The organism is Janibacter massiliensis, from assembly GCF_900289115.1.
Lineage (GTDB): Bacteria > Actinomycetota > Actinomycetes > Actinomycetales > Dermatophilaceae > Janibacter_A > Janibacter_A massiliensis.
Map to the genome: position 1 here is coordinate 2,363,365 of NZ_LT985196.1, position 25,896 is coordinate 2,389,260.

General features: G+C 72.7%; 28 protein-coding genes. 13 read left to right on the plus strand and 15 right to left on the minus strand.

Going from position 1 to position 25,896, the window contains the following annotated elements:
* Window positions 1–92: 92 nt before the first annotated feature.
* The 6 genes from DAA34_RS11545 to DAA34_RS11570 all read left to right on the plus strand — a co-directional run bounded on the left by DAA34_RS11545 (window position 93) and on the right by DAA34_RS11570 (window position 6,698).
* Window positions 93–2,363 carry a heavy metal translocating P-type ATPase gene (locus DAA34_RS11545; RefSeq protein WP_106819475.1) on the plus strand — a complete coding sequence of 757 codons (2,271 nt, stop codon included), beginning with the start codon at window positions 93–95 and terminating at the stop codon, window positions 2,361–2,363.
* A 54-nt stretch (window positions 2,364–2,417) separates the two neighbouring features.
* Window positions 2,418–2,756 carry a hypothetical protein gene (locus DAA34_RS11550; protein ID WP_106819477.1) on the plus strand — a complete coding sequence of 113 codons (339 nt, stop codon included), beginning with the start codon at window positions 2,418–2,420 and terminating at the stop codon, window positions 2,754–2,756.
* A gap of 155 nt (window positions 2,757–2,911) precedes the next feature.
* Complete coding sequence (locus tag DAA34_RS11555) at window positions 2,912–3,508, plus strand: YdhK family protein (RefSeq protein ID WP_106819479.1); 597 nt, start codon at window positions 2,912–2,914, stop codon at window positions 3,506–3,508.
* 94 nt (window positions 3,509–3,602) lie between these two features.
* A complete protein-coding gene (locus DAA34_RS11560; protein ID WP_106819481.1) occupies window positions 3,603–5,774 on the plus strand; it encodes a heavy metal translocating P-type ATPase in 2,172 nt (723 codons plus the stop codon).
* A gap of 11 nt (window positions 5,775–5,785) precedes the next feature.
* Entirely contained in the window at window positions 5,786–6,127 is a 342-nt protein-coding gene (locus DAA34_RS11565) for a metal-sensitive transcriptional regulator (RefSeq protein ID WP_267894617.1), read from the plus strand.
* Window positions 6,128–6,173: 46 nt separating this feature from the next.
* The gene (locus DAA34_RS11570; RefSeq protein ID WP_106819485.1) at window positions 6,174–6,698 is read left to right on the plus strand and encodes a carboxymuconolactone decarboxylase family protein; all 525 of its coding nucleotides are present in this window, start codon (window positions 6,174–6,176) and stop codon (window positions 6,696–6,698) included.
* A 132-nt stretch (window positions 6,699–6,830) separates the two neighbouring features.
* Here the strand turns inward: DAA34_RS11570 and DAA34_RS11575 are convergent, their stop codons facing one another.
* The gene (locus DAA34_RS11575) at window positions 6,831–7,445 is read right to left on the minus strand and encodes a CueP family metal-binding protein (RefSeq protein ID WP_106819487.1); all 615 of its coding nucleotides are present in this window, start codon (window positions 7,443–7,445) and stop codon (window positions 6,831–6,833) included.
* A gap of 408 nt (window positions 7,446–7,853) precedes the next feature.
* Here DAA34_RS11575 and DAA34_RS12770 point away from each other — a divergent pair, with 408 nt between their 5' ends.
* From DAA34_RS12770 to DAA34_RS11595, 4 genes are all read left to right on the plus strand, one after another.
* Window positions 7,854–8,102, plus strand: coding sequence for a methyltransferase (locus tag DAA34_RS12770; RefSeq protein WP_407657039.1), 249 nt, complete (start codon window positions 7,854–7,856; stop codon window positions 8,100–8,102).
* 213 nt (window positions 8,103–8,315) lie between these two features.
* On the plus strand, window positions 8,316–8,675 hold the full coding sequence (cmtR, locus tag DAA34_RS11585; protein ID WP_106819490.1) for a Cd(II)/Pb(II)-sensing metalloregulatory transcriptional regulator CmtR: 360 nt from the start codon (window positions 8,316–8,318) through the stop codon (window positions 8,673–8,675).
* Window positions 8,672–10,669, plus strand: a complete 1,998-nt coding sequence (locus DAA34_RS11590; RefSeq protein ID WP_234354229.1) for a heavy metal translocating P-type ATPase — start codon at window positions 8,672–8,674, stop codon at window positions 10,667–10,669. Before cmtR ends, DAA34_RS11590 begins: the two co-directional genes overlap by 4 nt.
* Before the next feature lie 11 nt (window positions 10,670–10,680).
* Window positions 10,681–11,004: a thioredoxin family protein gene (locus DAA34_RS11595; RefSeq protein WP_106819491.1), complete on the plus strand. Its 324-nt coding sequence runs from the start codon at window positions 10,681–10,683 to the stop codon at window positions 11,002–11,004.
* A 223-nt stretch (window positions 11,005–11,227) separates the two neighbouring features.
* Here the strand turns inward: DAA34_RS11595 and mutM are convergent, their stop codons facing one another.
* The 9 genes from mutM to DAA34_RS11640 all read right to left on the minus strand — a co-directional run bounded on the left by mutM (window position 11,228) and on the right by DAA34_RS11640 (window position 19,407).
* Window positions 11,228–12,070: a bifunctional DNA-formamidopyrimidine glycosylase/DNA-(apurinic or apyrimidinic site) lyase gene (mutM, locus tag DAA34_RS11600; protein WP_106819493.1), complete on the minus strand. Its 843-nt coding sequence runs from the start codon at window positions 12,068–12,070 to the stop codon at window positions 11,228–11,230.
* 4 nt (window positions 12,071–12,074) lie between these two features.
* Window positions 12,075–12,872, minus strand: a complete 798-nt coding sequence (gene rnc / locus DAA34_RS11605) for a ribonuclease III (RefSeq protein ID WP_106819495.1) — start codon at window positions 12,870–12,872, stop codon at window positions 12,075–12,077.
* 11 nt (window positions 12,873–12,883) lie between these two features.
* Window positions 12,884–13,078: a 50S ribosomal protein L32 gene (gene rpmF, locus DAA34_RS11610; RefSeq protein WP_106819497.1), complete on the minus strand. Its 195-nt coding sequence runs from the start codon at window positions 13,076–13,078 to the stop codon at window positions 12,884–12,886.
* 1 nt (window position 13,079) lies between these two features.
* Complete coding sequence (locus DAA34_RS11615; RefSeq protein ID WP_106819499.1) at window positions 13,080–13,682, minus strand: YceD family protein; 603 nt, start codon at window positions 13,680–13,682, stop codon at window positions 13,080–13,082.
* Window positions 13,683–13,802: 120 nt separating this feature from the next.
* On the minus strand, window positions 13,803–14,318 hold the full coding sequence (coaD, locus tag DAA34_RS11620) for a pantetheine-phosphate adenylyltransferase (protein ID WP_234354230.1): 516 nt from the start codon (window positions 14,316–14,318) through the stop codon (window positions 13,803–13,805).
* Complete coding sequence (locus DAA34_RS11625) at window positions 14,315–14,869, minus strand: hemerythrin domain-containing protein (protein WP_106819501.1); 555 nt, start codon at window positions 14,867–14,869, stop codon at window positions 14,315–14,317. Before DAA34_RS11625 ends, coaD begins: the two co-directional genes overlap by 4 nt.
* Window positions 14,866–15,453, minus strand: a complete 588-nt coding sequence (gene rsmD / locus DAA34_RS11630) for a 16S rRNA (guanine(966)-N(2))-methyltransferase RsmD (RefSeq protein ID WP_106819503.1) — start codon at window positions 15,451–15,453, stop codon at window positions 14,866–14,868. The genes DAA34_RS11625 and rsmD overlap by 4 nt, the downstream gene beginning before the upstream one ends.
* Window positions 15,454–15,456: 3 nt before the next feature.
* Entirely contained in the window at window positions 15,457–17,622 is a 2,166-nt protein-coding gene (locus DAA34_RS11635; protein ID WP_106819505.1) for an ATP-dependent DNA helicase RecG, read from the minus strand.
* Between the two features lie 3 nt (window positions 17,623–17,625).
* Window positions 17,626–19,407, minus strand: coding sequence for a DAK2 domain-containing protein (locus DAA34_RS11640; RefSeq protein ID WP_106819507.1), 1,782 nt, complete (start codon window positions 19,405–19,407; stop codon window positions 17,626–17,628).
* 192 nt (window positions 19,408–19,599) lie between these two features.
* On the opposite strand from DAA34_RS11640, the gene rpmB reads away from it, so the two are divergent.
* Window positions 19,600–19,794, plus strand: coding sequence for a 50S ribosomal protein L28 (gene rpmB, locus DAA34_RS11645; RefSeq protein ID WP_106819509.1), 195 nt, complete (start codon window positions 19,600–19,602; stop codon window positions 19,792–19,794).
* 82 nt (window positions 19,795–19,876) lie between these two features.
* Here rpmB and thiL read toward each other — a convergent pair whose 3' ends face one another.
* On the minus strand, window positions 19,877–20,860 hold the full coding sequence (thiL, locus tag DAA34_RS11650; RefSeq protein WP_234354231.1) for a thiamine-phosphate kinase: 984 nt from the start codon (window positions 20,858–20,860) through the stop codon (window positions 19,877–19,879).
* 53 nt (window positions 20,861–20,913) lie between these two features.
* On the opposite strand from thiL, the gene DAA34_RS11655 reads away from it, so the two are divergent.
* Complete coding sequence (locus DAA34_RS11655) at window positions 20,914–21,378, plus strand: DUF3515 family protein (protein WP_106819511.1); 465 nt, start codon at window positions 20,914–20,916, stop codon at window positions 21,376–21,378.
* Window positions 21,379–21,382: 4 nt separating this feature from the next.
* Here DAA34_RS11655 and DAA34_RS11660 read toward each other — a convergent pair whose 3' ends face one another.
* A complete protein-coding gene (locus DAA34_RS11660) occupies window positions 21,383–22,522 on the minus strand; it encodes a D-alanine--D-alanine ligase family protein (RefSeq protein ID WP_106819513.1) in 1,140 nt (379 codons plus the stop codon).
* Between the two features lie 45 nt (window positions 22,523–22,567).
* Here DAA34_RS11660 and DAA34_RS11665 point away from each other — a divergent pair, with 45 nt between their 5' ends.
* Window positions 22,568–23,671 carry a trans-sulfuration enzyme family protein gene (locus DAA34_RS11665; protein ID WP_106819515.1) on the plus strand — a complete coding sequence of 368 codons (1,104 nt, stop codon included), beginning with the start codon at window positions 22,568–22,570 and terminating at the stop codon, window positions 23,669–23,671.
* A gap of 18 nt (window positions 23,672–23,689) precedes the next feature.
* Here DAA34_RS11665 and DAA34_RS11670 read toward each other — a convergent pair whose 3' ends face one another.
* From DAA34_RS11670 to DAA34_RS11680, 3 genes are read right to left on the minus strand one after another with little or no spacing between them, the layout of a single operon-like run.
* On the minus strand, window positions 23,690–24,700 hold the full coding sequence (locus DAA34_RS11670) for an NAD(P)H-dependent glycerol-3-phosphate dehydrogenase (protein ID WP_106819516.1): 1,011 nt from the start codon (window positions 24,698–24,700) through the stop codon (window positions 23,690–23,692).
* A complete protein-coding gene (locus tag DAA34_RS11675; RefSeq protein WP_106819518.1) occupies window positions 24,697–25,446 on the minus strand; it encodes a lysophospholipid acyltransferase family protein in 750 nt (249 codons plus the stop codon). The genes DAA34_RS11670 and DAA34_RS11675 overlap by 4 nt, the downstream gene beginning before the upstream one ends.
* A gap of 44 nt (window positions 25,447–25,490) precedes the next feature.
* Entirely contained in the window at window positions 25,491–25,865 is a 375-nt protein-coding gene (locus DAA34_RS11680) for an HU family DNA-binding protein (RefSeq protein WP_106819520.1), read from the minus strand.
* Window positions 25,866–25,896 lie beyond the last annotated feature (31 nt).

Here is a 25,896-nt window from a genome sequence, read left to right on the forward strand (position 1 = left end):
ACGGGGGCTGAGCGCGCACGACTGATCGCAAGCGGAGAAGACTGCCCTGCGCAGGAACCGGACGCCGCACAGCCCAGAGAAGGGATCGAAGAATGAGTGCACCAGCGCCGCTCAGCGCGGACGCCGGCATCGAGCTGGAGATCGGCGGGATGACCTGCGCCTCCTGCGCGAACCGGATCGAGCGCAAGCTCAACAAGCTCGACGGCGTCACCGCCGCCGTCAACTACGCGACCGAGAAGGCCAAGGTCACGATGCCCGCAGGCTACGACCCGGCCCTGCTGGTCGCCGAGGTCGAGAAGACCGGCTACACCGCCGCCCTGCCCAAGCCCCCGAGCTCCAAGACCGCCGAGGCGGCCCCGGGCGAGAACGAGGACGCAGATCCGGAGCTGACCTCGCTCAAGCAGCGGCTGATCGGGTCGATCGTGCTCACCGTCCCGGTGATCGCGATGGCGATGATCCCCGCGCTGCAGTTCACCTACTGGCAGTGGGCCTCCCTCACGCTGGCCGCGCCGGTGATCGTCTGGGCGGGCTGGCCATTCCACAAGGCCGCGTGGACCAACCTCAAGCACGGCACCGCCACGATGGACACGCTCGTCTCGATGGGTACCTCGGCGGCGTTCCTGTGGTCGCTGTACGCGCTGTTCTTCGGCCACGCCGGTATGCCGGGCATGAAGCACCCGTTCGAGTTCGCCTTGGCCCGCTCCGACGGCGCGGGCAACATCTACCTCGAGGCCGCCGCGGGCGTGACCATGTTCATCCTCGCCGGCCGCTACTTCGAGAAGCGCTCCAAGCGCCAGGCCGGAGCCGCGCTGCGGGCACTGCTCGAGCTCGGCGCGAAGGAGGTCTCCGTGCTGCGCGACGGGGCCGAGGTCAAGATCTCGACCTCCGACCTGTCCGTGGGCGACGAGTTCGTCGTCCGCCCCGGCGAGAAGATCGCCACCGACGGCGTGGTCGTCTCCGGCACCTCCGCCGTGGACGCCTCGATGCTCACGGGCGAGTCCGTGCCCGTGGAGGTCCGCGAGGGTGACCCGGTCACCGGCGCGACCGTCAACGCGGGCGGCAGGCTGGTGGTCCGTGCGACCCGGGTCGGCTCGGACACCCAGCTGGCGCAGATGGCCAAGCTGGTGGAGGACGCCCAGTCCGGCAAGGCGCAGGTCCAGCGCCTGGCCGATCGGATCTCCGGCATCTTCGTGCCGATCGTGATCGTCATCGCCCTCGTCGCGCTCGCAGCGTGGCTGATATCCGGATCCGGCGTCGCGGCCGCGTTCACCGCCGCCGTCGCGGTCCTCGTCATCGCCTGCCCCTGCGCCCTCGGCCTGGCCACTCCGACCGCGCTGCTGGTCGGCACCGGCCGCGGCGCGCAGATGGGCGTGCTCATCAAGGGCCCCGAGGTCCTGGAGTCCACCCGCAAGGTCGACACCGTCGTGCTCGACAAGACCGGCACCGTGACCACCGGCAAGATGACCCTGGTCGACGCGATCACCGAACCCGGCACCGACCGCGCCGAGCTGCTCCGCCTCGCCGGCGCATTGGAGGACGCCTCCGAGCACCCCATCGCCCAGGCCATCGCCAAGGGCGCGGTCCAGGAGGTCGGCCAGCTGCCCACGCCCGAGGACTTCGTCAACGTCGAGGGCAAGGGTGTCCAGGGCGTCGTCGACGGCCACGCCGTGCTCGTTGGCCGGGAGTCCCTGCTGGCCGACTGGTCCCAGCACCTCTTCCCGGACGTCGCCGCCGCCAAGGCCGCCGCCGAGGCCGAGGGCAAGACCGTCGTCGCCGTCGGCTGGGACGGCCAGGCCCGCGGGATCCTCGTCGTGGCCGACACGGTCAAGCCCACCAGCGCCGAAGCCATCGCAGGCCTGAAGGGCCTGGGCTTGACCCCGGTGCTGCTCACTGGCGACAACGAGGCCGTGGCCCAGCGGATCGCCGCCGAGGTCGGCATCGACCAGGTGATCGCCGAGGTCCTGCCCAAGGACAAGGTCGACGTGGTCACCCGCCTGCAGGGCGAGGGCAAGGTCGTCGCGATGGTCGGCGACGGCGTCAACGACGCCCCCGTGCTCGCGCAGGCCGACCTCGGCCTGGCGATGGGCACCGGCACCGACGTCGCCATCGAGGCCTCAGACATCACACTGGTGCGCGGGGACCTGCTGGCCGCGGTCGACGCGATCCGCCTTTCCCGCAGGACTTTGGGCACGATCAAGGGAAACCTTTTCTGGGCCTTCGCCTACAACGTCGCGGCCATCCCGGTCGCGGCGCTGGGCATGCTCAACCCCATGCTCGCAGGCGCGGCGATGGCGTTCTCGTCCGTCTTCGTCGTCGGCAACAGCCTCCGCCTGCGCGGGTTCCGCAGCGTCGCCAAGCAGTGACGCCACAGGACCAAACCATCCACCGTACCGATACATGAAAGGCATCCACTGAGAATGAACAACGAATCCCAGGCACCCGCCAGCTGCTGCAGCATCTCCCCCGCACAGCAGGCACCCGCCGCCGAGGCACCGGCCGTCGCCGGCTCCGGCTGCTGCGGCACGACCGACGCAGAGCGCCCCATGGTCGATGCAGACGGCCGCGAAGACCTCCTCGCCGGCAGCGAGGACGCCACGACCTGCCCCGTCATGGTCGGCAACCCGGTCAGCAAGAAGGCCGCCGAGGCCCAGGGCCTCTTCCGCGACTACGACGGGCAGCGCTACTGGCTCTGCTGCGCCGGCTGCGGTCCGACCTTCGACTCCGACCCGGCCAAGTACGCCGCCAACATGGCCTGACCCTTCGATGCGCCGGTGGCAGCGGCATCACCGCTGCGGCCCCCCGGCCTGTTCGATCGGAGCGTCCTGGCCCGAGGACCACCGATCGCCCAATTGACCCGTACCCCACAGGGGTATATGGTTGATGGGGCAAGACTGAATGAATAGGAGACTTTATGCGCAAGCGCTTCATGATGACCATCGCTGCAGGAGTGCTCGGCGGAGCACTCGTGCTCACCGGGTGCAGCACCGGCGGGGACCAGGACCAGTCCACGCCCTCGTCGAGCAGTCAGCACCAGGGCCACGGAGGCAGCAGCTCGACCGGCAGCGGCGGCGAGATGGAGCACCCGATGGACGGCGGACCTGCTCCCGCCGGCATCGAGAAGGCCACCTCCCCCAAGTACCCGGTCGGCACGAAGGTCACGCTCACCGCCGACCACATGGAGGGAATGGACGGGGCGAACGCGACAATCGTCGGCGCTTTCGACACTTACACCTACGCGGTGAACTTCACGCCGACGACCGGCGGCGAGCCGGTCAAGGACCACAAGTGGGTCGTGCAGGAGGAGCTCAAAGACGCCGGCGACCAGCGCCTGGCCGACGGCACCGAGGTCACCCTGGAGGCCGAGCACATGAAGGGCATGAAGGGCGCGAAGGCGACCATCGCCTCCTCCACCGACCAGACCGTCTACATGGTCGACTACGAGGCCGACGGCATGACGATGACCAACCACAAGTGGGTCGTCGAGAGCGAGATCCAACCGGCCTCTTGAGCCGGACGCCGCGGGCCCTCCAGGGTCCGCGGCGAGACACGCACGACCCGATCGAAGGGAAAAGACCGGGGAGAACGAGGGGAAGCGAAGAGCAATGACGGATCCGACCGCGCACCATGATCACCACGGCGACGTCGCCGACGAGACCGCGCACAGCGGGCACGACGCCGTTGCGACGGCCAACGACGCGCATGCGGCGCACGAGGGCCACGGCGTGGACCACACCGAGCATGGCGACCATGCGGCGCACGATGAACACGGTGGCCATGGCGGGCACGCTGGCCATGGCGACCATGTCGGCCAGTTCCGCCGGCTGTTCTGGATCAACCTCGTCATCGCAATCCCCGTGGTCGCGTTCTCGCCGATGTTCGCCATGCTGCTGGGCTATTCGGTGCCCGGCTGGGCGGGCTGGATCGCCGGGGTGCTCGGCACCGTCATGTACGTCTGGGGCGGGAAGCCGTTCCTGACCGGGGCCTGGAGCGAGCTGAAGAGCCGCCAGCCGGGGATGATGCTGCTGATCGCGCTCGGGATCACCGTCGCGTTCCTGGCTTCCTGGGCCGCCACGATCGGTCTCGTCCACCACGAGCTGGAGTTCTGGTGGGAGCTGGCGCTGCTGATCGTGATCATGCTGCTGGGCCACTGGATCGAGATGCGCTCCCTGGCCCAGACCACCTCTGCGCTGGACTCCCTGGCCGCGCTCCTGCCCGACGAGGCCGAGCGCGTCGAGGGCGACGACGTCGTCACGGTCGCCCCAGCCGACCTGCGCGTCGGCGACGTCGTCATCGTCCGCCCCGGCGGCAGCGTCCCCGCCGACGGCACCGTCGTCGATGGCCGCGCCGACATGGACGAGTCGATGATCACCGGCGAGTCGCGCCCGGTTGCCCGCGGCGAGGGCGACCCGGTCACCGCCGGGACCGTGGCCACCGACTCCGGTCTGCGCGTGGAGATCACCGCCACCGGCGACGACACCGCGCTGGCCGGGATCAACCGGCTGGTCGCCGAGGCGCAGGGATCGTCCTCCCGCGCGCAGCGCATCGCCGACAAGGCGGCCGCGCTGCTGTTCTGGTTCGCCCTCGGCGCGGCCCTCGTCACCGCGACCGTGTGGACGCTCTTCGGCCTGCCCGACGGCGCGGTCATCCGCACCATCACCGTGCTCGTCATCGCCTGCCCCCACGCTCTGGGCCTGGCGATCCCGCTGGTCGTCTCCATCGCCACCGAGCGCGCCGCCCGCGGCGGCGTCCTGGTCAAGGACCGCCTCGCACTGGAGTCCATGCGCCAGGTCGACGCCGTCCTCTTCGACAAGACCGGCACCCTGACCCGGGGCGAGCCCACCGTCACCGGCGTCGAGCCGACCGGGGGTCTGGACGCCGACCAGGTCCTCGCCCTGGCCGCCTCCGCCGAGGCCGACAGCGAGCACCCCCTCGCCCAGGCCATCGTCGCCGCCGCCAAAGAGAAGAGCCTCGCCATCGAGCCCGCCAGCGGGTTCTCCTCCTCGCCCGCCGTCGGCGTCACCGCGACCGTGGCCGGGCACGAGATCCGCGTCGGCGGACCCCGCCTGCTCGAGGAGACCGGGCAGTCCGAGATCGACGCCGTCCACGCCTGGCGCGCCGAGGGCGCGATCATCCTCCACGTCCTGCGCGACGGGACAGTGATCGGCGGCCTGAAGCTCGCCGACGAGGTCCGCCCAGAGTCCCGCGACGCCGTCGACGCGCTCCACCGCCTCGGCGTCGAGGTCGTCATGATCACCGGCGACGCCGAGGCAGTCGCCAACGAGGTCGGAAAGGAGCTCGGCATCGACCGCGTCTTCGCCGGCGTCCGCCCCGAGGACAAGTCCGCCAAGGTCGCCCAGCTCCAGCACGAGGGCAAGAAGGTCGCCATGGTCGGCGACGGCGTCAACGACGCCCCGGCGCTGGCCCAGGCCGACGTCGGCATCGCCATCGGGGCCGGCACCGACGTGGCCATCGCCTCCGCCGGCGTCATCCTCGCCAGCTCCGACCCGCGCTCCGTGCTCTCGGTCATCCAGCTGTCGCGGGCCGCCTACCGGAAGATGAAGCAGAACCTGTGGTGGGCAGCCGGCTACAACCTCATCTCCGTACCGCTCGCCGCCGGCGTCCTCGCGCCCCTCGGGTTCGTGCTGCCCATGTCGGTCGGCGCGATCCTGATGTCGCTGTCCACTGTCGTCGTCGCCCTCAACGCCCAGCTGCTGCGTCGCATCGACCTCACCCCCCAAGCCAGCACCCGCTCCGTCCTGGAGCGCCAGAAGTGAAGGACACGCTCATGACACTCGGCACCTCCACCGACAACACCGCCACCGAGGTCGACGCTGTGGCCCATCAGCACGGCTACATCAGCGACAAGGACCGCTACCTGGCGCGCATGAGGCGCATCGAGGGCCAGGCCCGCGGCATCGCCAAGATGATCGACGACGAGAAGTACTGCATCGACATCCTCACCCAGGTCAGCGCTATGACGCGGGCCCTGCAGGGGGTGGCGACCGGACTGCTCGACGACCACCTCAAGCACTGCGTCCTCGACGCCGCCAAGCAAGGCGACGAGGACGCGGCCATCGCCAAGATCCAGGAAGCCAGCGACGCCATCAACCGGCTCGTCCGCTCCTGACGGCGCGGCGAGAAGACGACCCGAGCACACGAAGGAGGAGGGACCCATGCCCCGATTCGACCGACTGAGCCCGCAGACCGCCGTCGGCGCGTCGCGCGAGCTGCTCGGCGACCTCGTCGAGCGCCACGGCACCGTGGGCGACATGGTCTCCACCATGGCCCACTCGCCGGCCGTGCTCGGCGGGTACCTGCAGCTGAGCCGGGCCATGCGCCGCGCCACGCTCGACCGGAAGACCAGCGAGCTGATCTCGATCGCCGTCCAGGAGCAGCAGGGCTGCGGCCTGTGCCTGTCCTCGCACGTCGAGGCCGCGCGCTCCCTCGGCGTCGCGGAGGAGGAGATCGAGCTCGCCCGTCAGGGCACCTCGTCCGACCCCCCGACCGCCGCGATCATCCGGCTCGGCCGGCAGGTCTACCGTGAACCGGCCTCCGTCACCGACGAGCAGATCGACGCGCTCCGCGCGCTCGGCCACAGCGACCGGGCGATCGCCGACGTCGTCGGCGTCGTCTCGCTCAACATCCTCACCGGCGCGTTCAACCTCGTCGCCGGACTCACGCCCGGCGATCGTTCCTGAGGCCCCGTGGTCTTGGCCTTGGCGGGCAGGCGTCCGGAGCCGTCCAGCAGCCGATGGGTAGCGTGCGCGTTCCGAACCTTCGCGGGGACCCCGGGCGGGAGCGCTGGTCGAGCCGCCAGTCGCGGGCGGTCCTCAGGCCAGATGGAGCGAAGTGATGCAGGTCGGGTCGTCCTGGCCCCTGGTGGAAACGTCGACGGTGCCTTCACTGCCTTCATGCTTGACCGTGAGGGTTCCTTCAATGCCTCGTGGCACCCAGATTCCGACGAAGCCGTTGTCGAAGGTCCTACGGACCTCATTGATCAGAACGTCCCCATCCGCATTGGTCAGCACGATCCGCACCTCTGTGTCACTGAGCTCACCCTTGCATGTTGTCAGGCTGTGGAAGTAGCACTCGTGCGTCTGGTCTCGGTAGGGTGCGACCGCGACATACACCTCGTCCTCGGGCATCGGAAGTCGCCAGTCGCGCTCCTGCCCATCGGTGAGGATGAGGGCGTCCGGCCGCACGGACGCCATGAGATCGGCCGGGCGGTCCTCGACCGGCATCGCGTCCAGCCGCTCGATGATCTGCGTTGCATCGAGGCCGGCTAAGCCGTGATCGGCGAGGAGATCAGCGTCGCTCGCAGGGCTGCTCGCCGGCGCCGAACCGGCCCCGGGTGAGGTGGTCGTGCAGCCTGTGAGGGCAATGCCGGAGGCGAGCACTGCGACGGCGGCGAGGCGCGCCAGATGCGGGGAGGTGGAACGGGGCATCGATCAGTCCTTCGGGGTTCGGCGTCCGGGCACCGAGGTCGTCTCGGTCGACCATCGGTGTAGCCAGGCCTGCACCGATGCCGACCCGTTGCGGCTCCACGGTCGCGGCTCGGCACACGGATCGCGGCCAATAGGTCAGGATCCACTGTACAGTAGACCCGTATCCGCAACCGCATCGGACGCCAGTTCGGCCAGCGGACTTCGGCCACTGCTGCGCAGCGGTCACGCGAATGGCTTAGGACTGACACGTCAGCACATCCTGTACTGTCAGTGCATTATGACCATCACCATCCATGCCGACGGCACGCCGGGGGCCGAGGTCCCGACCTGGCGCGCGAAGGAGCAGCCGTGAGACGCGTGCCGCCACTCCTCCTGGCTCTCGGCGCGGCGGCGGCGCAGGCGGGCGTCGTGAAGGCGTCGAGGGCCACCCGGACATCACGGGTACTTGCCTGTGCAATGGCAGCCCCGTCCGCGGCGCTGCTACTAGCATCGACGGCGGCATTGGAACGCCACAGCACGACCGTGGATCCAGTGTTGGTCGATCGCGCGGCTTCGCTAGTGACGGCGGGGACGTTCCGCATCTCTCGCAACCCGATGTATGTGGGGATGGCAGGCCTGCTCTTCTCGCCCACGCGGCCCTCCGCCGCTACTGGATAGCACTTCTGCCCGCCGCCGGTTTCGTCGCCCTGATAGACCTGACCCAGATCCGAGCCGAGGAAAGAGCACTGCGGGACAAGTTCGGGTCAGATTTTGACGCGTACGCGGCCGCGACGCCTCGTTGACTCGGGCCACTCAGGACGGAAGGCCAGCGCCCGCCCCATTGACCCTTGCACTCGACAATAGTTCAGCATTGACTGTATAGTTCAGTGCATGCTGACTATTGCTTCGCGCCTCGACGTCATGAACCGGCTCGGCCGGGCCATGGCGGATCCGACGCGCTCCCGGATCCTGATGACCCTGCTCGACGGCCCGAGCTACCCGGCCGTGCTCTCGCGCGAGTTGGAGCTGACGCGCTCAAACGTCTCGAACCACCTGACCTGCCTGCGCGACTGCGGGATCGTGGTCGCTGAGCCGGAGGGTCGGCAGACGCGCTACGAGATCGCCGATCCGCATCTCACGGCGGCGCTCACGGCTCTGGTCGACGTGACGCTGGCGGTGGACGAGCACGCGCCCTGCGTGGATTCGGCGTGCACTGTGCCGGGCTGCTGCGGGACGGGAGCCGGCGCGTGAGCGCCGCGTGCGGCTGCGACGAGCCGACCACGACGGCCGAAGAGGTCGAGGAAGAAGAGCGTCCGTGGTGGAGGCACCGGGGGATTATGGTCCCGGTCCTCTCCGGCGTCGCCTTCGGCACCGGCCTGGTCCTGGAGTGGACCGGGCAGGAGATTCCCGCTCTGGTGGCGTTCTGGGTCGGCCTGCTGCTGGGCGCGTCGACATTCGTGCCCGGCGCGCTGCGGAACCTCGTCACCAGGCGCAAGCTCGGCATCGGCCTGCTGATGACGATCAGCGCGGTCGGCGCGGTGGTCCTCGGCTACGTCGAGGAGGCCGCCGCGCTGGCGTTCCTGTACTCGATCGCCGAGGCGCTGGAGGACAAGGCGATGGACCGCGCCCGCGGCGGTCTGCGGGCGCTGCTCAAGCTCGTCCCGGAGACCGCGACGATCCGACGAGACGGTGCCTCGGTCGAGGTCGCGGCGAAGGACCTGGAGGCCGGGCAGCTCGTGCTCGTGCGCCCCGGGGAGCGGATCGCGACCGACGGGATCGTCCGCACTGGTCGCTCCAGCCTGGACACCTCCGCGATCACCGGCGAGTCGATCCCGGTCGAGGTCGAGCCCGGCGACGCGGTGTCGGCCGGGGCGATCAACACCGCCGGCTCCCTGGAGGTCGAGGCGACCGCGGCGGGCACCGACAACTCGCTGACCACGATCGTCGAGCTCGTGGAGCAGGCGCAGGCCGAGAAGGGCGACCGCGCCCGCCTCGCCGACCGCATCGCCCGCCCGCTCGTGCCCGGCGTGCTCGTGCTCGCAGCCCTCGTCGCGCTGATCGGCTCGCTGCTCGGCGACCCGGAGCTGTGGATCACCCGCGCCCTGGTGGTGCTCGTGGCGGCGTCGCCGTGCGCGCTGGCGATCTCCGTGCCGCTCACCGTGGTCGCCGCGATCGGCTCGGCGAGCAGGTTCGGCGTGATCATCAAGTCCGGGGCGGTGTTCGAGCGGTTCGGCGTGGTCCGCCACGTCGCTGTCGACAAGACCGGCACCCTGACCCGCAACGAGCCCGCCGTCACCGCCGTCCTCACCGCGGACGGCGTCACCGACGCGCAGGCGCTGGCCTGGGCCGCGGCGCTGGAGCAGCACAGCACCCACCCGCTGGCCGCCGCGATCACCGCGGCCTCGCCCGGAGCGCCTGCGGCCGAGGACGTGGCCGAGCGGGCCGGGCACGGCATCGAGGGCCACCTCGACGGGACCAAGATCACCGTCGGCAGCCCCCGCTGGCTCGACGCCGGGACGCTCTCCGACCGAGTCGCGGGCCTGGAGGAGCAGGGAATGACCGTCGTCGTCGTGCACCGCGACGGCGCGCCGGTCGCCGCGATCGGCGTCCGCGACGAGCTGCGCCCCGAAGTCCCCGAGGTGGTGAGCACTCTCGCCGACCGAGGCATCGGGGTGACCATGCTCACCGGCGACAACGCCCGCACCGCCCGGGCGCTGGCCGCGCAGGCCGGGATCGAGGACGTGCGCGCCGAGCTGCGCCCCGAGGACAAGGCGACCGCGATCGGCGGGCTGGGCAGGAACGGCTCGGTCGCGATGATCGGCGACGGCATCAACGACGCCCCGGCGCTGGCCGCCGCGGACATCGGCATCGCGATGGGCGCGACCGGCTCCGACGCAGCGATCGAGTCCGCCGACGTCGCCTTCACCGGGCACGACCTGCGGCTGCTGCCGCGCGCCTTCGACCACGCACGGCGCGGACGGCACATCATCAACCAGAACATCGTCCTCTCGCTGCTGATCATCACCGCACTGCTCCCGCTCGCCCTGTTCGGCGTCCTCGGCCTCGCCGCCGTGGTGCTCGTCCACGAGATCGCGGAGGTCGTCGTCATCCTCAATGGTCTGCGCGCCGCGCGCACCAAGCGCCCAGCCGGAGTCTCATCTGAGAATGCTGCAGTGGTCGCTGCCTCCAGAGAGCGGCCGGACGCCGTCTGCGCTGACGACTGCTGCGCTGACGACCGGATCTGAGGCCATGGCATATGGAGATCACATTGCAGTACTTTGACGGCTGCCCGAACTGGGCAGTCCTGAACGGCAGGCTGGCCGTAGCCGTGGGCGACCGGCCCGACGCCACACTCATCGTGCAACGGATCGAGACCCTCGACGACGCCCAGCGCCTCGGATTCCGCGGATCCCCGACCGTGCTGATCGACGGCGCGGACCCGTTCGCCGAGCACGACGCGCCCGTCGGGCTTGCCTGCAGGATGTACCGGACGCCCGACGGCCTCGCCGGGTCCCCGACCGTGGAGCAGCTCCGCGAAGCGGTCGAGCGGGCAGGCCGTCTCCCCCGGCTGGGACGCTGACCGTGGCTGCTCTTCACCCGACCGTTCGCACCTGAGCTGGCGTACGAAGCACGATCTCGGCGCATTCGGGCCAATCGGCTCGGCCGACCTCGATCCATCGCCTGACCGACGAGCAAGGTGACCCGCTTTTCAGCATCCCGGGCGACAGCGATCGATATACGTTGACGTACTGTGTGTCAAGGCAGTGCCACGATCGAGGCCGGTGTGCGAACAACCGATCAAACTAGCGTTTTCGCTGGCAGACGGGGCAGAAGTGGCTCGACCGGTTCATGAACTTCTCCCGCACGATCGGCGTCCCGCAGCGCTTGCAGGGGCGGCCAGCGAGCCCATAGACAGCTCGAAAGAGGCCTGCTGAACCGCTCTGGCCGTTGACGTTGACGTACAACGCATCGAAGCTCGTCCCGCCCTGGGCCAACGAGTCCGCCATCACGTCCCGGGCGTGCCCGAGCACCCGCACGATCGCGGGCTTGGTGAGGCGGGACGCCGGCCGCTCCCCGTGCACGCTGGCCCGCCACAGCGCCTCGTCGGCGTAGATGTTGCCGATCCCCGAGACGAGCCGCTGGTCGAGGAGGACCCGCTTGATCGCCGACTCCCGCCGCTGGGCCGCCCGGGCCACCGCGGCGGCGTCGAAGGCCGGGTCGAAGGGGTCGCGGGCGATGTGGGCGACGGACTCGGGCACCCCGTCGGCACCCAGCGGAGACAGGGCGAGACCCCCGAAGGTCCGCTGGTCGACGAACCGCAGCTCCGGCCCGCCGCCCTCGAAGGTGAACCGCGCGTGCAGGTGGCGCTGGTCCGGCGATCCGGGCTCGGCGACGAGCATCTGGCCCGACATCCCGAGGTGGACGACGAGGCCGAGCTCGCCGTCGAGGTCGAGCCACAGGTACTTCCCCCGACGGCACGCGCGCTCGATCCGCCGACTGACGACCGCACCGACGAGATCGTCGGGGCCGGCGAGGTGACGGCGCGCGACGCGGTGGCCGCGCAGCTGGAGGTCGCTGACCCGCCTTCCGGCGACGTGGTCGGCGAGGCCCCGGCGGACGACCTCGACCTCGGGCAGCTCCGGCACCGGCTCAGCCCCGGGTCGGCTCGGTGCCGATCTCGACCGCGGCGGGCTGGCCCTCGGGTGGGCAGCAGGCCCGTTCGGTCCCGAGCTCCGCCCGCAGCGCCTCGTACGCCTGCTCCGCGGCGCAGGCCTCGGCGACCTTCTTCGACCGCCCCGTGCCCGTGCCGCGGGTCTCGTCGCCGATGACGGCGCGCGCGGTGAAGACCCGCGCATGGTCGGGGCCCTCGTGCTCCCCCTCGTACCGCGGCGACGGCAGGCAGTGGACGACGCACAGCTCCTGCAGGCTCGTCTTCCAGTCGAGCCCGGCCCCGAGCGTCGCCGACCGCGCGAGCAGCGGGTCGACGAGGTGCCGCACCAGCCGGGTCGCCGCGTCGGGCCCCTGGGCCAGGTAGGTCGCCCCGATGACGGCCTCGACGGTGTCGGCGAGGATCGAGCTCTTGTCCCGGCCGCCCGTGCTCTCCTCGCCCTTGCCGAGCAGCACGTGGTCGCCGAGACCGATCGTCCGGCCGACCTCGGCGAGCGCCTTCGTGCTGACGACGGACGCGCGGTACCGGGCCAGCTGACCCTCGCTCACGTCGGGATGGGCGCGGTAGAGCGCCTCGGTGACGACGAGACCGAGCACGGAGTCCCCGAGGAACTCGAGCCGCTCGTTGTGCGGCACTCCCCCGTTCTCGTACGCCCACGAGCGGTGCGTGAGGGCACGCCGAAGCAGCGCCTCGTCGACGGGCTCTCCGACCACCTCGGAGAGGTAGGTGGAGAACTCCTCGACGGGACGCTGCCGGCTGCTGCCGGATCGGTCGTCCACGACCGGTCCGGTCAGGCCTGGTGCTCGGTGCGCTCGGCGACCTCGTAGCGACGGCCCTTGTACGTGCCGCAGGTCGGGCACGCGACGTGGGGCTGCGTCGGCGACGAGCACGAGGGGCACGTCGTCAGCGCGACCGGCGTCGCCTTCCAGTTCGCGCGGCGCGAACGGGTGTTGGAGCGCGACATCTTCCGCTTCGGGACAGCCACGTCAGTTCCTCTTTCCTTCGTCGGTCTCCACCGGGGACTCCCCGGCGGTCTCGGCCAGCGGGCGGAGCACCTCGAGCGCTGCCCACCGCGGGTCGATCACGTCGTGCTGGTGGTCCGGATCGTCCGCCAGGCGCGCCCCGCACTGCGAGCACAGACCCGGACAGTCCTCCCGGCACACCGGTTGGAACGGCAGCGACGGCACCACCGTGTCCCGTAGCACCGGCTCGAGATCGATGAGCTCGTTCTCGATCCGGTACTCCTCCTCGTCCTCGTCGTCCCCCACCTCGCGGTGGTGGTCGACGCGGTCGGGCCACACGAACAGCTCCTGGAACCGGATGTCCACCGTGGGGTGGACCTCGGTCAGGCACCGGACGCAGGCCCCGGTCGCGACCGCCGAGCCGGTCCCCGTGACGAGCACGCCCTCGACGACCGACTCGAGCCGGAGGTCGAGGTCGATCTCCTGGCCCTCGGGCACCGCGATGACGTCGGTGCCGAGATCGGCGGGGGCCTCGATCGTGCGGGACAGGGACGCCATCGATCCCGGTCGCCGACCGACCTCCTTGGTGTCGATCACCAGGGAGGAGCCGGGCTGGGTGGTGTTCATGTCTCCGCAGTCACGTGGGGGGCCGGCCTGCTGGGCGCAGACCGACGCACGATGCTACCGGAGCGGGGCGGCGCGGACCAATCGCGCGGGCCGGGCCGGGATGGGCAGCGTGCGAGGCACTCAGGCGTGCTCCGCGAGCCGACGGGTGAGGGCTGCCCTCACCCGTTCGCTCACCAGGCCGGTGATGTCCCCGCCGAAGCGCGCGACCTCTTTGACCAGCGAGCTCGAGACGTGCTCGAACTGGGGGTCCCCGGGCAGGAACACCGTCTCGACACCGGAGAGGTGGCGGTTCATCAGGGCCATCGGCAGCTCGTACGCGAAGTCGGTACCCCCGCGCAGACCCTTGACGACGACCGCCGCCTCGACGTCACGGCACACGTCGACGAGGAGCCGGTTCGCGAAGGCCTCGAGGCGGACGTTCTCCACCCCCGCGTCGGCGAGGTCGGCGCGAAGGAGCTCGATCCGCTCGGGCACGGTGAAGGTCCCCGTCTTCGCGGGGTTGTGCAGCACGGCGACGACCACCTCGTCGTAGAGCCGGGCCGCGCGGGCGATCACGTCCACGTGGCCGGCGGTCACGGGGTCGTAGGAGCCGGGACAGACGCAGCGCCGGGCGGCGTCGACCACGTCGCGGCTCACTCCTCGTCGTCGGCCGGAAGGAGGTCCTCGCCGTAGGCCTTCTTGACGATGGCGCGCACCTGCTCGACCGAGGCGCACCCCTGCGCGAGCTTCTCGTTGCGCGCGGCGAGCCACCGCTCGCCCAGGGCCCGGCGGTCGGCCTCGGACACCTCGGAACGCGCAGGGTTGAGGATCGAGGTCTCCTCCTCGGCCAGGTGGTGGTTGACCGCCGTGGCCAGCTCCTCGAGCGCGTCCTCGAACTTCTGGGTGTCGGTGCCCACGCACTCCAGGAGGGCGAGCAGCGCCTCGTGACCCTCGGCGTGCTCCTCCCTGCCGTGCTCCTCCTCGTGGTCGCTGATCGCGTCCTTGCGCTCGAGCCGGGGATAGACCTCCGACTCCTCGGACAGGGCGTGGGCGACGTGCAGCTCGGCGAACGCCTGCCGGGCGGCCTCACGGTCGCTCGTGTCGTCGCGCAGCTCGCGCAGCAGCGACTCGAAGAGGCGGTGGTCGGCAAGGATGAGCTCGACGACGTCGCCGTTCGTCGGGCGAGGGATGTCCTGGATCGTGGTCATGGGCCCATCGTGCCATCGGGGTCCGGCGGCGCCGACGCCTGCGCGTACCAGACCCGGGTCTCCCCGTAGGTCCGGTCCCCCGTCCGATGCACCCCCGGGGGCCACGTGGGCTCGGGCGACCGCGACGATCGTTCGACGACGACCACCGCCTCGGGCGTGAGGTGGGCCGCGGCGAGGGCGGCGAGGACTCCCGCGAGGACGTCCTCACCCACGTCGTAGGGAGGATCGAGGAATACGAGGTCGGCGTCGGCGGGCGGGCCGTCGAGCACGGCCGACACCGCGCGCGCCGCGACGGTCACGACCCCGTCGAGCCCCAGGTCGGCGACGTTCCGGCGGATCGTCGCGGCGGCCCGGCGGTCGTGCTCGACGAGCACCACCCGCGCCGCCCCCCGGCTGGCGGCCTCCAGCCCGAGGGCCCCGGACCCCGCGTAGAGGTCGAGCACGTGCACCCCGTCGAGCTCGATCCGCGCCTCGAGCGCCGAGAAGATCGCCTCCCTCACGCGGTCGCTCGTCGGACGGGTCCCGGCGCCTGGTGGGGCGGCGATCCGACGCCCCCCGAGAGCACCCCCGATGATCCTCGTCACTGCTCAGCCCTTCTCCAGGAACGCGGCCCGCTCGTCGTCGAGCCAGTGCTCGATCCTCTCGCGGAGCACCGGGTGGTGCGCCAGGTCGGGGTCGGCCGCGAGCAGCGCCGTCGCGTGCTCCCGGGCCGCCGCGATGATCTCCTCGTCCTGCGTGAGGCGCAGGTACCGGATCCGGCTGCGTCGGCCGCTCTGGGCAGCGCCGAGCACGTCGCCCTCGCGCCGCTGGGTGAGGTCGACCCGGGCGAGCTCGAAGCCGTCGGTGGTCGCCGCGACCGCCTCGAGGCGTTCCCGTGAGGCCGGGACCTCGCTGCCGGTCATGAGCAGGCACAGCCCGGCGTTGCCCCCTCGGCCGACCCGCCCGCGCAGCTGGTGCAGCTGGCTGATCCCGAAGCGGTCGGCGTCCCGGACGACCATGACCGTCGCGTTGGCGACGTCGACCCCGACCTCGATCACCGTCGTCGAGACGAGGACGTCGACGTCCCCGGCGGCGAAGGCGGACATCGTCGCGTCCTTCTCGTCCGCGGGGAGCCTGCCGTGCATCGGTTCGATCCGGCGTCCGGCCAGGGCCGGGTGCGCGCGCAGCTCTGCGACCGTGTCGAGGACCGCGGCCGGGGGCGCGAGCGCGGGAGCGTCCTCGGCCGGTCCGGTCGGCTGCTCGTCGTCGCCGTCGTCGCCGATGCGCGGGCAGACGACGTAGACCTGGTGGCCGGCGGCCACCTCCTCGCCGACCCGCTCCCACGTCCGGTCGACCCACGCCGGCTTCTCCGCCGGGACGACGTGCGTGGTGATCGGCTGGCGGCCACGGGGCAGCTCCCGCAGGACGGAGGTCTCCATGTCGCCGTAGACGGTCATCGCGACGGTCCGCGGGATGGGGGTGGCCGTCATGACGAGGACGTGCGGCGGCTCGGCGCCCTTGGCCCGCAGGGCCTCGCGCTGCTCGACCCCGAACCGGTGCTGCTCGTCGACCACGACGAGCGCGAGGTCGTGGAACTCGACGACGTCCTGGAAGATCGCGTGGGTCCCGACGACGATCCCGGCGGTCCCGGCGGCGATCTCCGTCAGGGCCGCCGATCGCGCCCGCCGGGGCATCGAGCCGGTGAGCAGGACGACCCGGGTCGACGCGTCGGCCTCGTCGCCGAAGCTGAGCATGCCGCCCTCCGCGAGCGGTCCGAGCATGGCGGTGATCGAGCGGTGGTGCTGGATCGCGAGGACCTCGGTCGGGGCGAGCAGCGCGGCCTGCCCGCCTGCCTCGACCGCCGCGAGCATCGCCCGCAGCGCGACGACGGTCTTGCCGGAGCCGACCTCCCCCTGGAGCAGCCGGTGCATCGGGGTGGGCCGGTCCATCTCGGCGGCGAGCGTCGCCGCGACCTCCCGCTGCCCGGCCGTGAGCTCGAAGGGCAGCCGGGCGTCGAACGCGGCGAGGAGGCCGTGCGACCCGGCGGCTCGGCGACGGGTCGTCTCCCGTTCCCGGGCCCGCCGCCGTCGGCCGAGGACGGTCTGCAGGACGAGGGCCTCCTCCATCCGCAGCCGCTCGCGAGCGCGCTCGACCTGGTGCAGGTCGTCGGGCCGGTGCAGCCACCGGTAGGTCGTCGTGAGGTCCGGCAGGTCGTGGGCCGCGCGCACCTCGTCCGGCAGCGGGTCTGGCAGGTCGTCGAGGTGGTCGAGGACGAGACGGACGCACTCGGCCAGCGTCCAGTTGTGGAGCTTCTTCACGTACGGGTACTCAGGGATCGGCCCCCGCTGGGCGACCTCGGCCTCGGAGAGCTCCTCGGGAAGGATGGTGTACCCGGGGTGGGCCAGCTGCAGGCGGCCGCGGTACTCGCTCACCTGCCCCGCGAAGAGCGCCCGGGCGCCGGGGAGGAGCTTGTGCTCGTGGGCGCGGGCGTCGAAGAAGGTGATGTCGATGTCCGTGGTGCCGTCGGTGATCGTCGCGGTGAGCATCGTCCCGCGGCGCTTCTGCATCCGACGGGTCGTGGCCGCCTTGACCCGGGCGACGACGACGACCTGGTCGCCGACGACGAGACCGGACAGGTGTGCCTCGTGCCCGAGGTAGCGCACCGGGAGGAGGTCGAGGAGGTCACCGACCGTCGCGATCCCCCGCTCGCGCAGCAGGGACCCGGCGGTCGTCCCACCGACCAGACCCTTCAGCGGCGTGGCCAGGCCCGCCACGGCTCACTCCACCCCGACGAGCAACGGGTAGTGCGCCTGGCCCCCCCGGAGCACGTCGACCTCGATCCCCGGGTGCGTGCGGCAGGCCCGTCCGCTGATCCGTTCGGCGTCCTCGGGGGCGAGCCCGTCCCCGACGAGGAGCGTGACGAGCTCACCGCCGCCCCGCGCCAGGCTGTCGATGACCTGCCCCGCGACGGTGACGAGGTCGTCGCCGACGATGACGATGTCCCCGCCGACGATGCCGAGCACGTCCCCGACCCGGCAGGGCCCGCCGGTCGTCAACCCGTCGGTGACCGCGGTCGTCACGCCGCCGTGGCGCGTACCGGCGAGCGCACGGGTCATCCGCACGACGTTCGTGCCGGCCTCGTCGTCGGGCTCGTACACGGCCAGGGCGGCGAGCACCTGCACCGCGGTGCGCGTCTCGAGGACGACGATCTCGAGACCCTCCTCGGCGGCTCGTGTCCTCGCTGCGTCGGCCGCCAGTCGGGTCTCCCGGTCGTTGGGCAGGAGCAGCACCGTCGAGGCCCCCGTCCGCCGGGCCGCGTCGAGCAGCTCCCCCACCGAGGCGCGGCGTCCCGGCCCCGACCGGACGGGGATCGCACCGCACCGCTGGTGGATCTCGTCGGTCCCGGGCCCGACGGAGCAGGCGACGACACCGAGAGGGCCGCCGGGTCCGACGTCCGAGCCCGCCCGACCGGGTGCCTCCCGAGCGGGGTCGTCGAGCCCGTGCGCCGGGTCGTCGGTCGGTGCGGCCGGCTCGCCGTCGGTGTCGAGCACGGTGACGCGGATCCGGCTGGGTCGACCCGCGTCCATGCCGGCCTCGATCGCGGCGCCGGCGTCGTCGAGGTGGACGTGGACGCTCCACGTGGGCTCGGTCCCGGCGACGATGACGCTGTCCCCCATCTCGTCGAGCCGGGCGCGCAGCGCCTCCACCGCGTCCTGGTCGCGGCTCTCGAGGAGGTACATCACCTCGAAGCGGGGGACGTCGACCTCGCGCGTCCGCGCGGCCGGCGGGCGCAGGTCGCGCACGGCGCGGGTGGGGTCCGTCGTGGCGGGCACGGGCCCCCACTCGGTGCGCCGGGCGAGCTCGATGTTGAGGATCACGTCGTCGAGCCGGTAGCGGGCCCGTGCGGCCTCGCCCTGGACGAGGCAGTCGAGGGACTCGACGAGGACGAGCAGGCCGGCGCCCCCGGCATCGACGACGCCTGCGTCGGCGAGGACGGGGAGCTGCTCGGGGGTCCGCTCGAGCGCACGGGTCGCGGCCACGACCGCCTCGTGGCACAGCCGCCGGAGGTCACCGCCGTCCGCGGCGACGGCCCCGGCGGCCCCGGCGCAGGCGTCGAGGACGGACAGGATCGTTCCCTCGACGGGCTGGCGCACCGCCGCCCTGGCGAGGATGGCGCCCCTGGCGAAGCCCGCCGCCACCGCCTTGGCGTCGTTCCCGCGCTCGTCCCCGGTGTCGGCCTCGGCGAGGGCCTGGGCGAACCCCGCGACGATCTGGCTGAGGATGACCCCGGAGTTGCCACGAGCCGTGAGGAGCATGGCCCGGGCGAGGGCGTTCGCCTCCTGCGCGGCCGACAGCTGTCCGAGCACGCCCCGCCGCTCGTTCTCGTTGCGGACGACGGCGAGCGCCTCGTCGTACGTGAGGTAGAGGTTCGTGCCCGTGTCGCCGTCGGGCACGGGGTAGACGTTGAGCGCGTCGATCTCGGCGCGACGGGCGGCCAGGGCCGCCCGCGTGAGGACGGCCCACTGCCGGGCGGCCGGGCCGTCGAGGTGGGTGAGCACGGGTGCAGGCTAGTGCCAGGGCCGTTCGTTTTGGCCCGGCGCACCGTCCTCGGCTACGCTTGACCGGTTGCCCGGTGGCGCCCTGCCCTCGGCCGCGGTGCGCACGAGGCCCGATCGTCACGGTCGGTCCCCCGCTCGCGGGCGGCCCGGCGCACCAGACCTGCACGACCTACACATCATCAGGAGATCCCCGTGGCTGCCAACTGCGACGTCTGCGGCAAGGGACCGAGCTTCGGTCACAACGTCTCGTTCTCGCAGCGTCGCACGAAGCGACGCTGGAACCCGAACATCCAGCGGGTGCGCGCGCTCGTCGGTGACAAGGGCGTCACGCCCAAGCGCCTCAACGTCTGCACCTCCTGCATCAAGGCGGGCAAGGTCAAGCGCTGACCCCTGCGCCGCTCGGCCCGGAGCCGGTCACCCCGTCGCGGGGTGACCGGCTCCGGCCGTTCCCGGGCGGCATCGGCCACGCTCACGGCGCGAAGTGGTCCCACCCCGCATCGGGCAGGTCGACGTCGCCCAGGCGCACCCCGTGACCGGCGACGACCTCGCCGACGACGGCGAACGGCGGGGGGATCTGAGCGTCGGGCGGGAAGGCCGCCAGGAGGCTGTGCTCCTCGCCCCCCGTGAGGACGCACCGTCGCGCCGCGGACCGCCCCACGGCCTGCGCGACGTGGTCGGCGTGCACGGCGACGGCGGCCGGGTCGAGGACGAGGGCGACACCGCTCGCTCGGGCCACCCGGTGGGCGTCGCGGGCGAGCCCGTCGGAGAGGTCGATCATCGCGCTCGCGCCGGCGGCGGCGGCGGCCGGTCCGGCCGCCAGGGGCGGCGTCGGCCTGCGGTGGAGCGCCAGGCACTCCGCGGCGACCGACCGCTCGTCGGCGGCGAGCACGCCACCGACGAGGAGCTCGAGCCCGGCGGCCGACCTCCCGAGCGTCCCCGCGAGCGCGAGCCGGTGGCCCGGTCGGGCTCCGGCCCGGGTCACCGCCGGGCCGTCGAGGGCACCGAGGGCGGTCACCGAGACGATGAGCACCCCGGCTGGCGCCGAGCTGAGGTCGCCCCCGACGACGGGAGCGCCCGCCCGGGCCGCGCCCTGCCCGATGCCGTCGGCGAGCGCGAGGACCCAGTCGAGCGAGGTGTCCGGGTCGGCGGCCAGCGTGAGGAGGAAGCCGGCGCAGCGCCCGCCCATCGCCGCGACGTCCGCCGCGTTCTGCGCGATCGCCTTGTGGCCGACGTCGTCCCCGGTCGACCAGTCGTCGCGCCAGTCGCTCCCGCGCACGAGGGTGTCCGTCGTGGCGACGAGCGGCTCGGCCCCGACGAGGACGGCCGCGTCGTCCCCCGCCGGGACGACAACCCCCGGCACGCCCCTGCCCGTCCCCGTCCGGGGCAGGACGAGCTCGAGCAGCCCGCGCTCGTCCAGGTCTCCCACGACCCGTGGGCGGTCGTCCACAGCCACCGCGGCCCACCTCCTTCAGCGACGCTCGGTCCCGAGGTGGCACGCTAACGCTCATGCCGCTGCGTCCCCTGCCCGCCCTCGGAGCGGCCCTCGGGGCCGTGCTGCTCGTGCTGCCGGCCGTCGCCGGCTGCAGCCGCGGGGTCCAGGTCGCACCCGCACCGCAGGCAGGTGACCCGGCGTGCGCCCGGGCGGCCGGCCTGTGGCCCGACACGGTCGGCGGGGCCCCGCGCGTCGAGACCCGGGGTGGCGACGCGACCACCGTGGCGTGGGGCGACCCGGCCGTCGTCGCGCGGTGCGGCGTCCCCTCCCCCGCCCCGACGACCGACCCCTGCGTCAGCGCCGACGGTGTCGACTGGGTCGCCCGCGAGCTCACCGACGGCGTCGCATTGACGACGTACGGGCGGTCACCGGCGATCGAGGTCCTCGTCCCGGCGGAGCACGGGCCCGCGCCGTTGCTCGCCCCGGCGTTCACCGAGGCCGCGAAGGCCCTGCCGACGACCGGTCGGGCCTGCGTCTGAGGGGTCAGCGCAAGCCGGTCGGCCGCTCGAGGGCGAGCTCGAGCAGCTCGGTGATGAGCTCGCGGTAGGGCAGCCCGCTCTGCGCCCACATCCGCGGGTACATCGACGTCGGGGTGAACCCGGGCATCGTGTTGACCTCGTTGACGACGACCTCCCCCTCGGACGTGACGAAGCAGTCCACCCGGGCGAGCCCCTCGCAGCCGAGCGCCTCGAAGACCCGGGCGGCCAGGTCCTGGACCCGGGCCGTGACGTCCTCCGGCAGGTCGGCCGGGCAGTCGAGCCGGATGCCGGTCATGTCGAGGTACTTGGCCTCGAAGTCGTAGAACTGGTGGGCACCGCCCGCCTCGACGACGACCTCCCCGAGCGCGGAGGTGCGCGGGCGCCCACCGTCGCGGGCCTCGAGGACCGCGCACTCGACCTCACGGCCGGCGATCCCCTGCTCGACGATGACCTTGCGGTCGTGCCGACGGGCCTCCTCGACCGCCGCGACGAGCGCGGCGCTGTCGCTGGGGTCGTCGACCTTCGTGATCCCCATCGACGAGCCCGCCCGGCACGGCTTGACGAAGAGCGGCGCAGCGAGGTGGTCCAGGGAGGCGAGCGCCCCGTCCCGGTCGCGGGTCCACCGGGCGTCGGTGATGACCTCGTACGGGCCGACCGGCAGCCCCGCGCCCTCGAAGACGACCTTCATGTAGTGCTTGTCCATCCCGGCCGCCGACGCGAGGACGCCGGATCCCACGTACCGCGTGTCGGACAGCTCCAGGAGGCCTTGGATCGTCCCGTCCTCGCCGTACGGGCCGTGCAGGAGCGGGAGCACGACGTCGACCTCGCCGAAGGCGCGCGGGACCTCGCCGGGCTCGTGGACGACGAGCTCGCGGTCGGAGGCGCTCGTCGGGAGGATCACCTCGGTGCCGGAGTGCGTGACCTCGGGGGTGTGCGTCGCGGTGAGCCGGAGGGGCTCGGGGTCGTCGGCGACGAGGAGCCACGAGCCGTCCTTGGCGATGCCGATGGGCACGACGTCGAACCGCTCGCGGTCGATCGCGGACAGGACGCCGGCCGCCGTCGAGCAGGACACGGGGTGCTCGCTCGACCGACCGCCGAAGACGACGGCGACGCGAGGACGGCGGGGATCGGTCTGGTCGGTCACCGCACGGAGCCTACGCCGCGACCGGCACCGCTACGGTGAGCGGCCATGAGCGATCCAGCACGCGCCGGGGGCGCGCCGGACCCGACGCCGCGACCGGCGACCCGGCTCGTGCACGGCGGCCGACCGGACCCCCGGGCAGGTGCCCCGCTCACCGAGCCGGTGACGTTCACGTCGACGTACGTCCAGGACGGGCCGGTCTCCTACGCCCGGTTCGGCAACCCGACGTGGACCGCGTTCGAGGACGTCCTCGGCGAGCTCGAGGGCGGGTCGGCGCTCTCCTTCGCCTCGGGGATGGCCGCGGTCGACGCCGTCCTCTCCCTCGTGCCGCAGGGTGGGACGGTGGTCGCTCCGCGGGGCTCGTACAACGGCACGGTCGCCTGGCTGCGGGAGGCCGAGGCGAGCGGCCGTGCGGTCGTGCGCTGGGTCGACGTCGCCGACACCGAGGCGGTCCTGGCCGCCCTGCCCGGCGCGGACCTGCTGTGGGTCGAGAGCCCGACCAACCCCCTCCTCGAGGTCGCCGACCTGCCCGCGCTCGCCACCGCGGCGCGGGCGCTGCGGGTCCGTACCGCCGCCGACAACACCTTCGCGACCCCGCTCGGCGCCCGGCCCCTGGCGGACGGGGTCGACGTCGTCGTCCACTCCGCGACGAAGTACCTCGCGGGGCACTCCGACGTCCTCCTCGGGGCGACGGTGACCCGGGACGACGCCCTGCTGCAGCGCCTGCACACCCGCCGGACGCTCGGTGGCGCCGTCCCGGGCCCGATGGAGGCGTGGCTGGCGCTGCGCGGCGTGCGCACGCTGGCCGTCCGCTTCGAGCGGGCCTGCGCGAACGCCGCCGTCATCGCGCAACGGCTCGCGGAGCACCCGTCGGTCCGGCGCAGCCGCTACCCCGGCACCGGCGGGATCATCTCGATCGAGGTCGGCGACCCGGCCGACGAGACCGGCGCGATCGCCGAGGCGGTGGCCGCCACGACCCGGCTCTGGGTGCCCTCGACGAGCCTCGGCGGGGTGGAGTCGCAGATCGAGCGGCGACGGCGCCAGCCCGGGGAGCCGACGACCACCCCGACGAGCCTGCTGCGCCTGTCCGTCGGCATCGAGGACGTCGAGGACCTGTGGGCGGACCTGGCCGCGGCCCTGGAGGCCGCGTAGGGGGTCACATCCGGTCCCCTAGGCCTCCAGCCCGTCGGTCTCGGCCTTCCGCGCCCGGCCGAGCAGCCGCGCGACGACCTCCCGCGCCCCGAGCCCGTGGTGCACGACCTCGACGACCTGCTCGGTGATCGGCACGTCGACGTCGTGCTCCCGGGCGAGCTGCAGGATCGACCCGCAGGACTTCACACCCTCGGCGGTCTGCCGAGTCACGGCGACGACCTCCTCGACCGTCATCCCCCGGCCGAGGTTGACCCCGAACGTCCGGTTCCGCGAGAGCGGCGACATGCACGTCGCGATGAGGTCCCCGACGCCGGCGAGCCCGGCGAAGGTCATCGGCTGCGCCCCGAGCGCCACGCCGAGACGCGTCGTCTCCGCCAGGCCACGGGTGATGATCGTCGCCTTCGTGTTGTCGCCCATGTGCAGGCCCTCGGCGATGCCGACGGCGAGCGCGATGACGTTCTTCACGGCGCCCCCGATCTCGGCGCCGACGACGTCCGTCGTCGTGTACGGGCGGAAGGTCTGCGTGGCGCACGCGGCGGCCACCGCCTCGGCCCGCTCGTCGTCGACGCACGCGACGACCGATGCGGCCGGGTGCCGCTCGACGATCTCCCGCGCCAGGTTGGGGCCGGAGACGACGACGACCCGTTCCGGCTCCACCTCCGCGACCTCGGTGATGACCTCGCTCATCCGGCGGGTCGTCCCGAGCTCGACGCCCTTCATCAGCGACACGACGGAGGCGTCCGAGGGGATGGCACCGCCCCAGCGCCCGAGGTTGTCGCGCAGCGTCTGGCTCGGGACGGCGAGCACGACATGGTCCGCGCCCTCGGCGGCCGCGGCCGGGTCGGTCGTCGCCCGGATCCCCGCCGGAAGCCGGTGGTCGGGCAGGTACGCCTCGTTGCACCCGGCGTTGATCTGGTCGACGACCGCGGCCCGACGCCCCCACATCGTCACGTCTGCGCCCGCGTCGGCGAGGAGGGTCGCGAAGGCGGTCCCCCAGCTACCCGTCCCGTAGACGGCCGCCCGTGTCATCGACGGGCCTCGCGTCGGGCGGCGGTCCGGTCGTACCGGCCGATCGCGGGCAGCCCGTGGGCCTTCGGGTCGAAGCGGACGGCGGGGGCGCTCTCGCCGCGGACCTCCTCGAGGAGCGCCGTGATGGCCGCCATGATCCGGTCCGTCGCCTCGTTCGCCACCTCGCGTGTCACCTCTCGACCGTACAGGTCCGACAGATCGACGGCCGGACCTGCGTGGACGTGGATGGTGCGGCGGGGCAGGAACCGGGGCAGGCGCCGCGCGTAGGGCATGACGACGTCCTGCGCGCCCCACTGCGCGACCGGGATGACGGGGGCACGGGTCTTCAGCGCGAGCCGGGCGGCGCCGGTCTTCCCTCGCATCGGCCACAGGTCCGGGTCGCGGGTGAAGCTCCCCTCGGGGTAGATGCCGATGACCCGGCCCCGCCGCAGGAGCGTGACCGCCGCGCCGAACGCCTCGTCCGCACGGCTGGTCTCGCGGTCGACGGGGACGATCCCCGCGGACCGGAGGATGGGGCCGACGACGGGCGCCCGGACGATCCCGGCCTTGCCGAGAAAGAGCGCCGGGGTGTCGTTGTCCCAGAGGGCCAGGGCGAAGCAGAGCGGGTCGAACGCTCCGATGTGGTTGACGCAGACGAGGGCGGGGCCCTCGGGAGGCACGTGCTCCAGACCCCGGTAGCTGCGGCGGACGAGCGCCCGTACGACGGGCGCGAGGATCGCCGCGACGACGCGGTAGGTGCCCGGCATCGACCGTCGCCCGGTCCGCCCGCCGGGAGGGCGCCGCGGCCCGATCATCCGCGGGGCGCCTCGGCCGCACCCTCCGTCGCCGTGGACCGTCGGGCCGTGCCCGGCGCCGCGCGCACGACGGCCGGCGCCGACTCCGGGAGCGACGCTGGGTCGGCGACGTAGTCCTTGAAGCTGTCGCTCGCGCGGAACCGCGGGACGAGCGTCGTCGGGATCGGCACGGCCTCCCCGGTGCGCGGGTTCCGACCGGTCCGCGGCGCGCGCTGCACCTGGTCGAAGGTGCCGAAGCCGGTGATCGACACGCGGCCGCCGCGGGCGACCTCCCGCACGATCGCGTCGAGGACGACCTCGAGCGCCTCCGCAGCCAGGCGGCGGCTGCCCAGGCGGGCCTCGAGCGCCTTGATGAGCTCTGCCTTGTTCACGTCAGCTCCGTTGCTGGGCGGCGGTCACCCG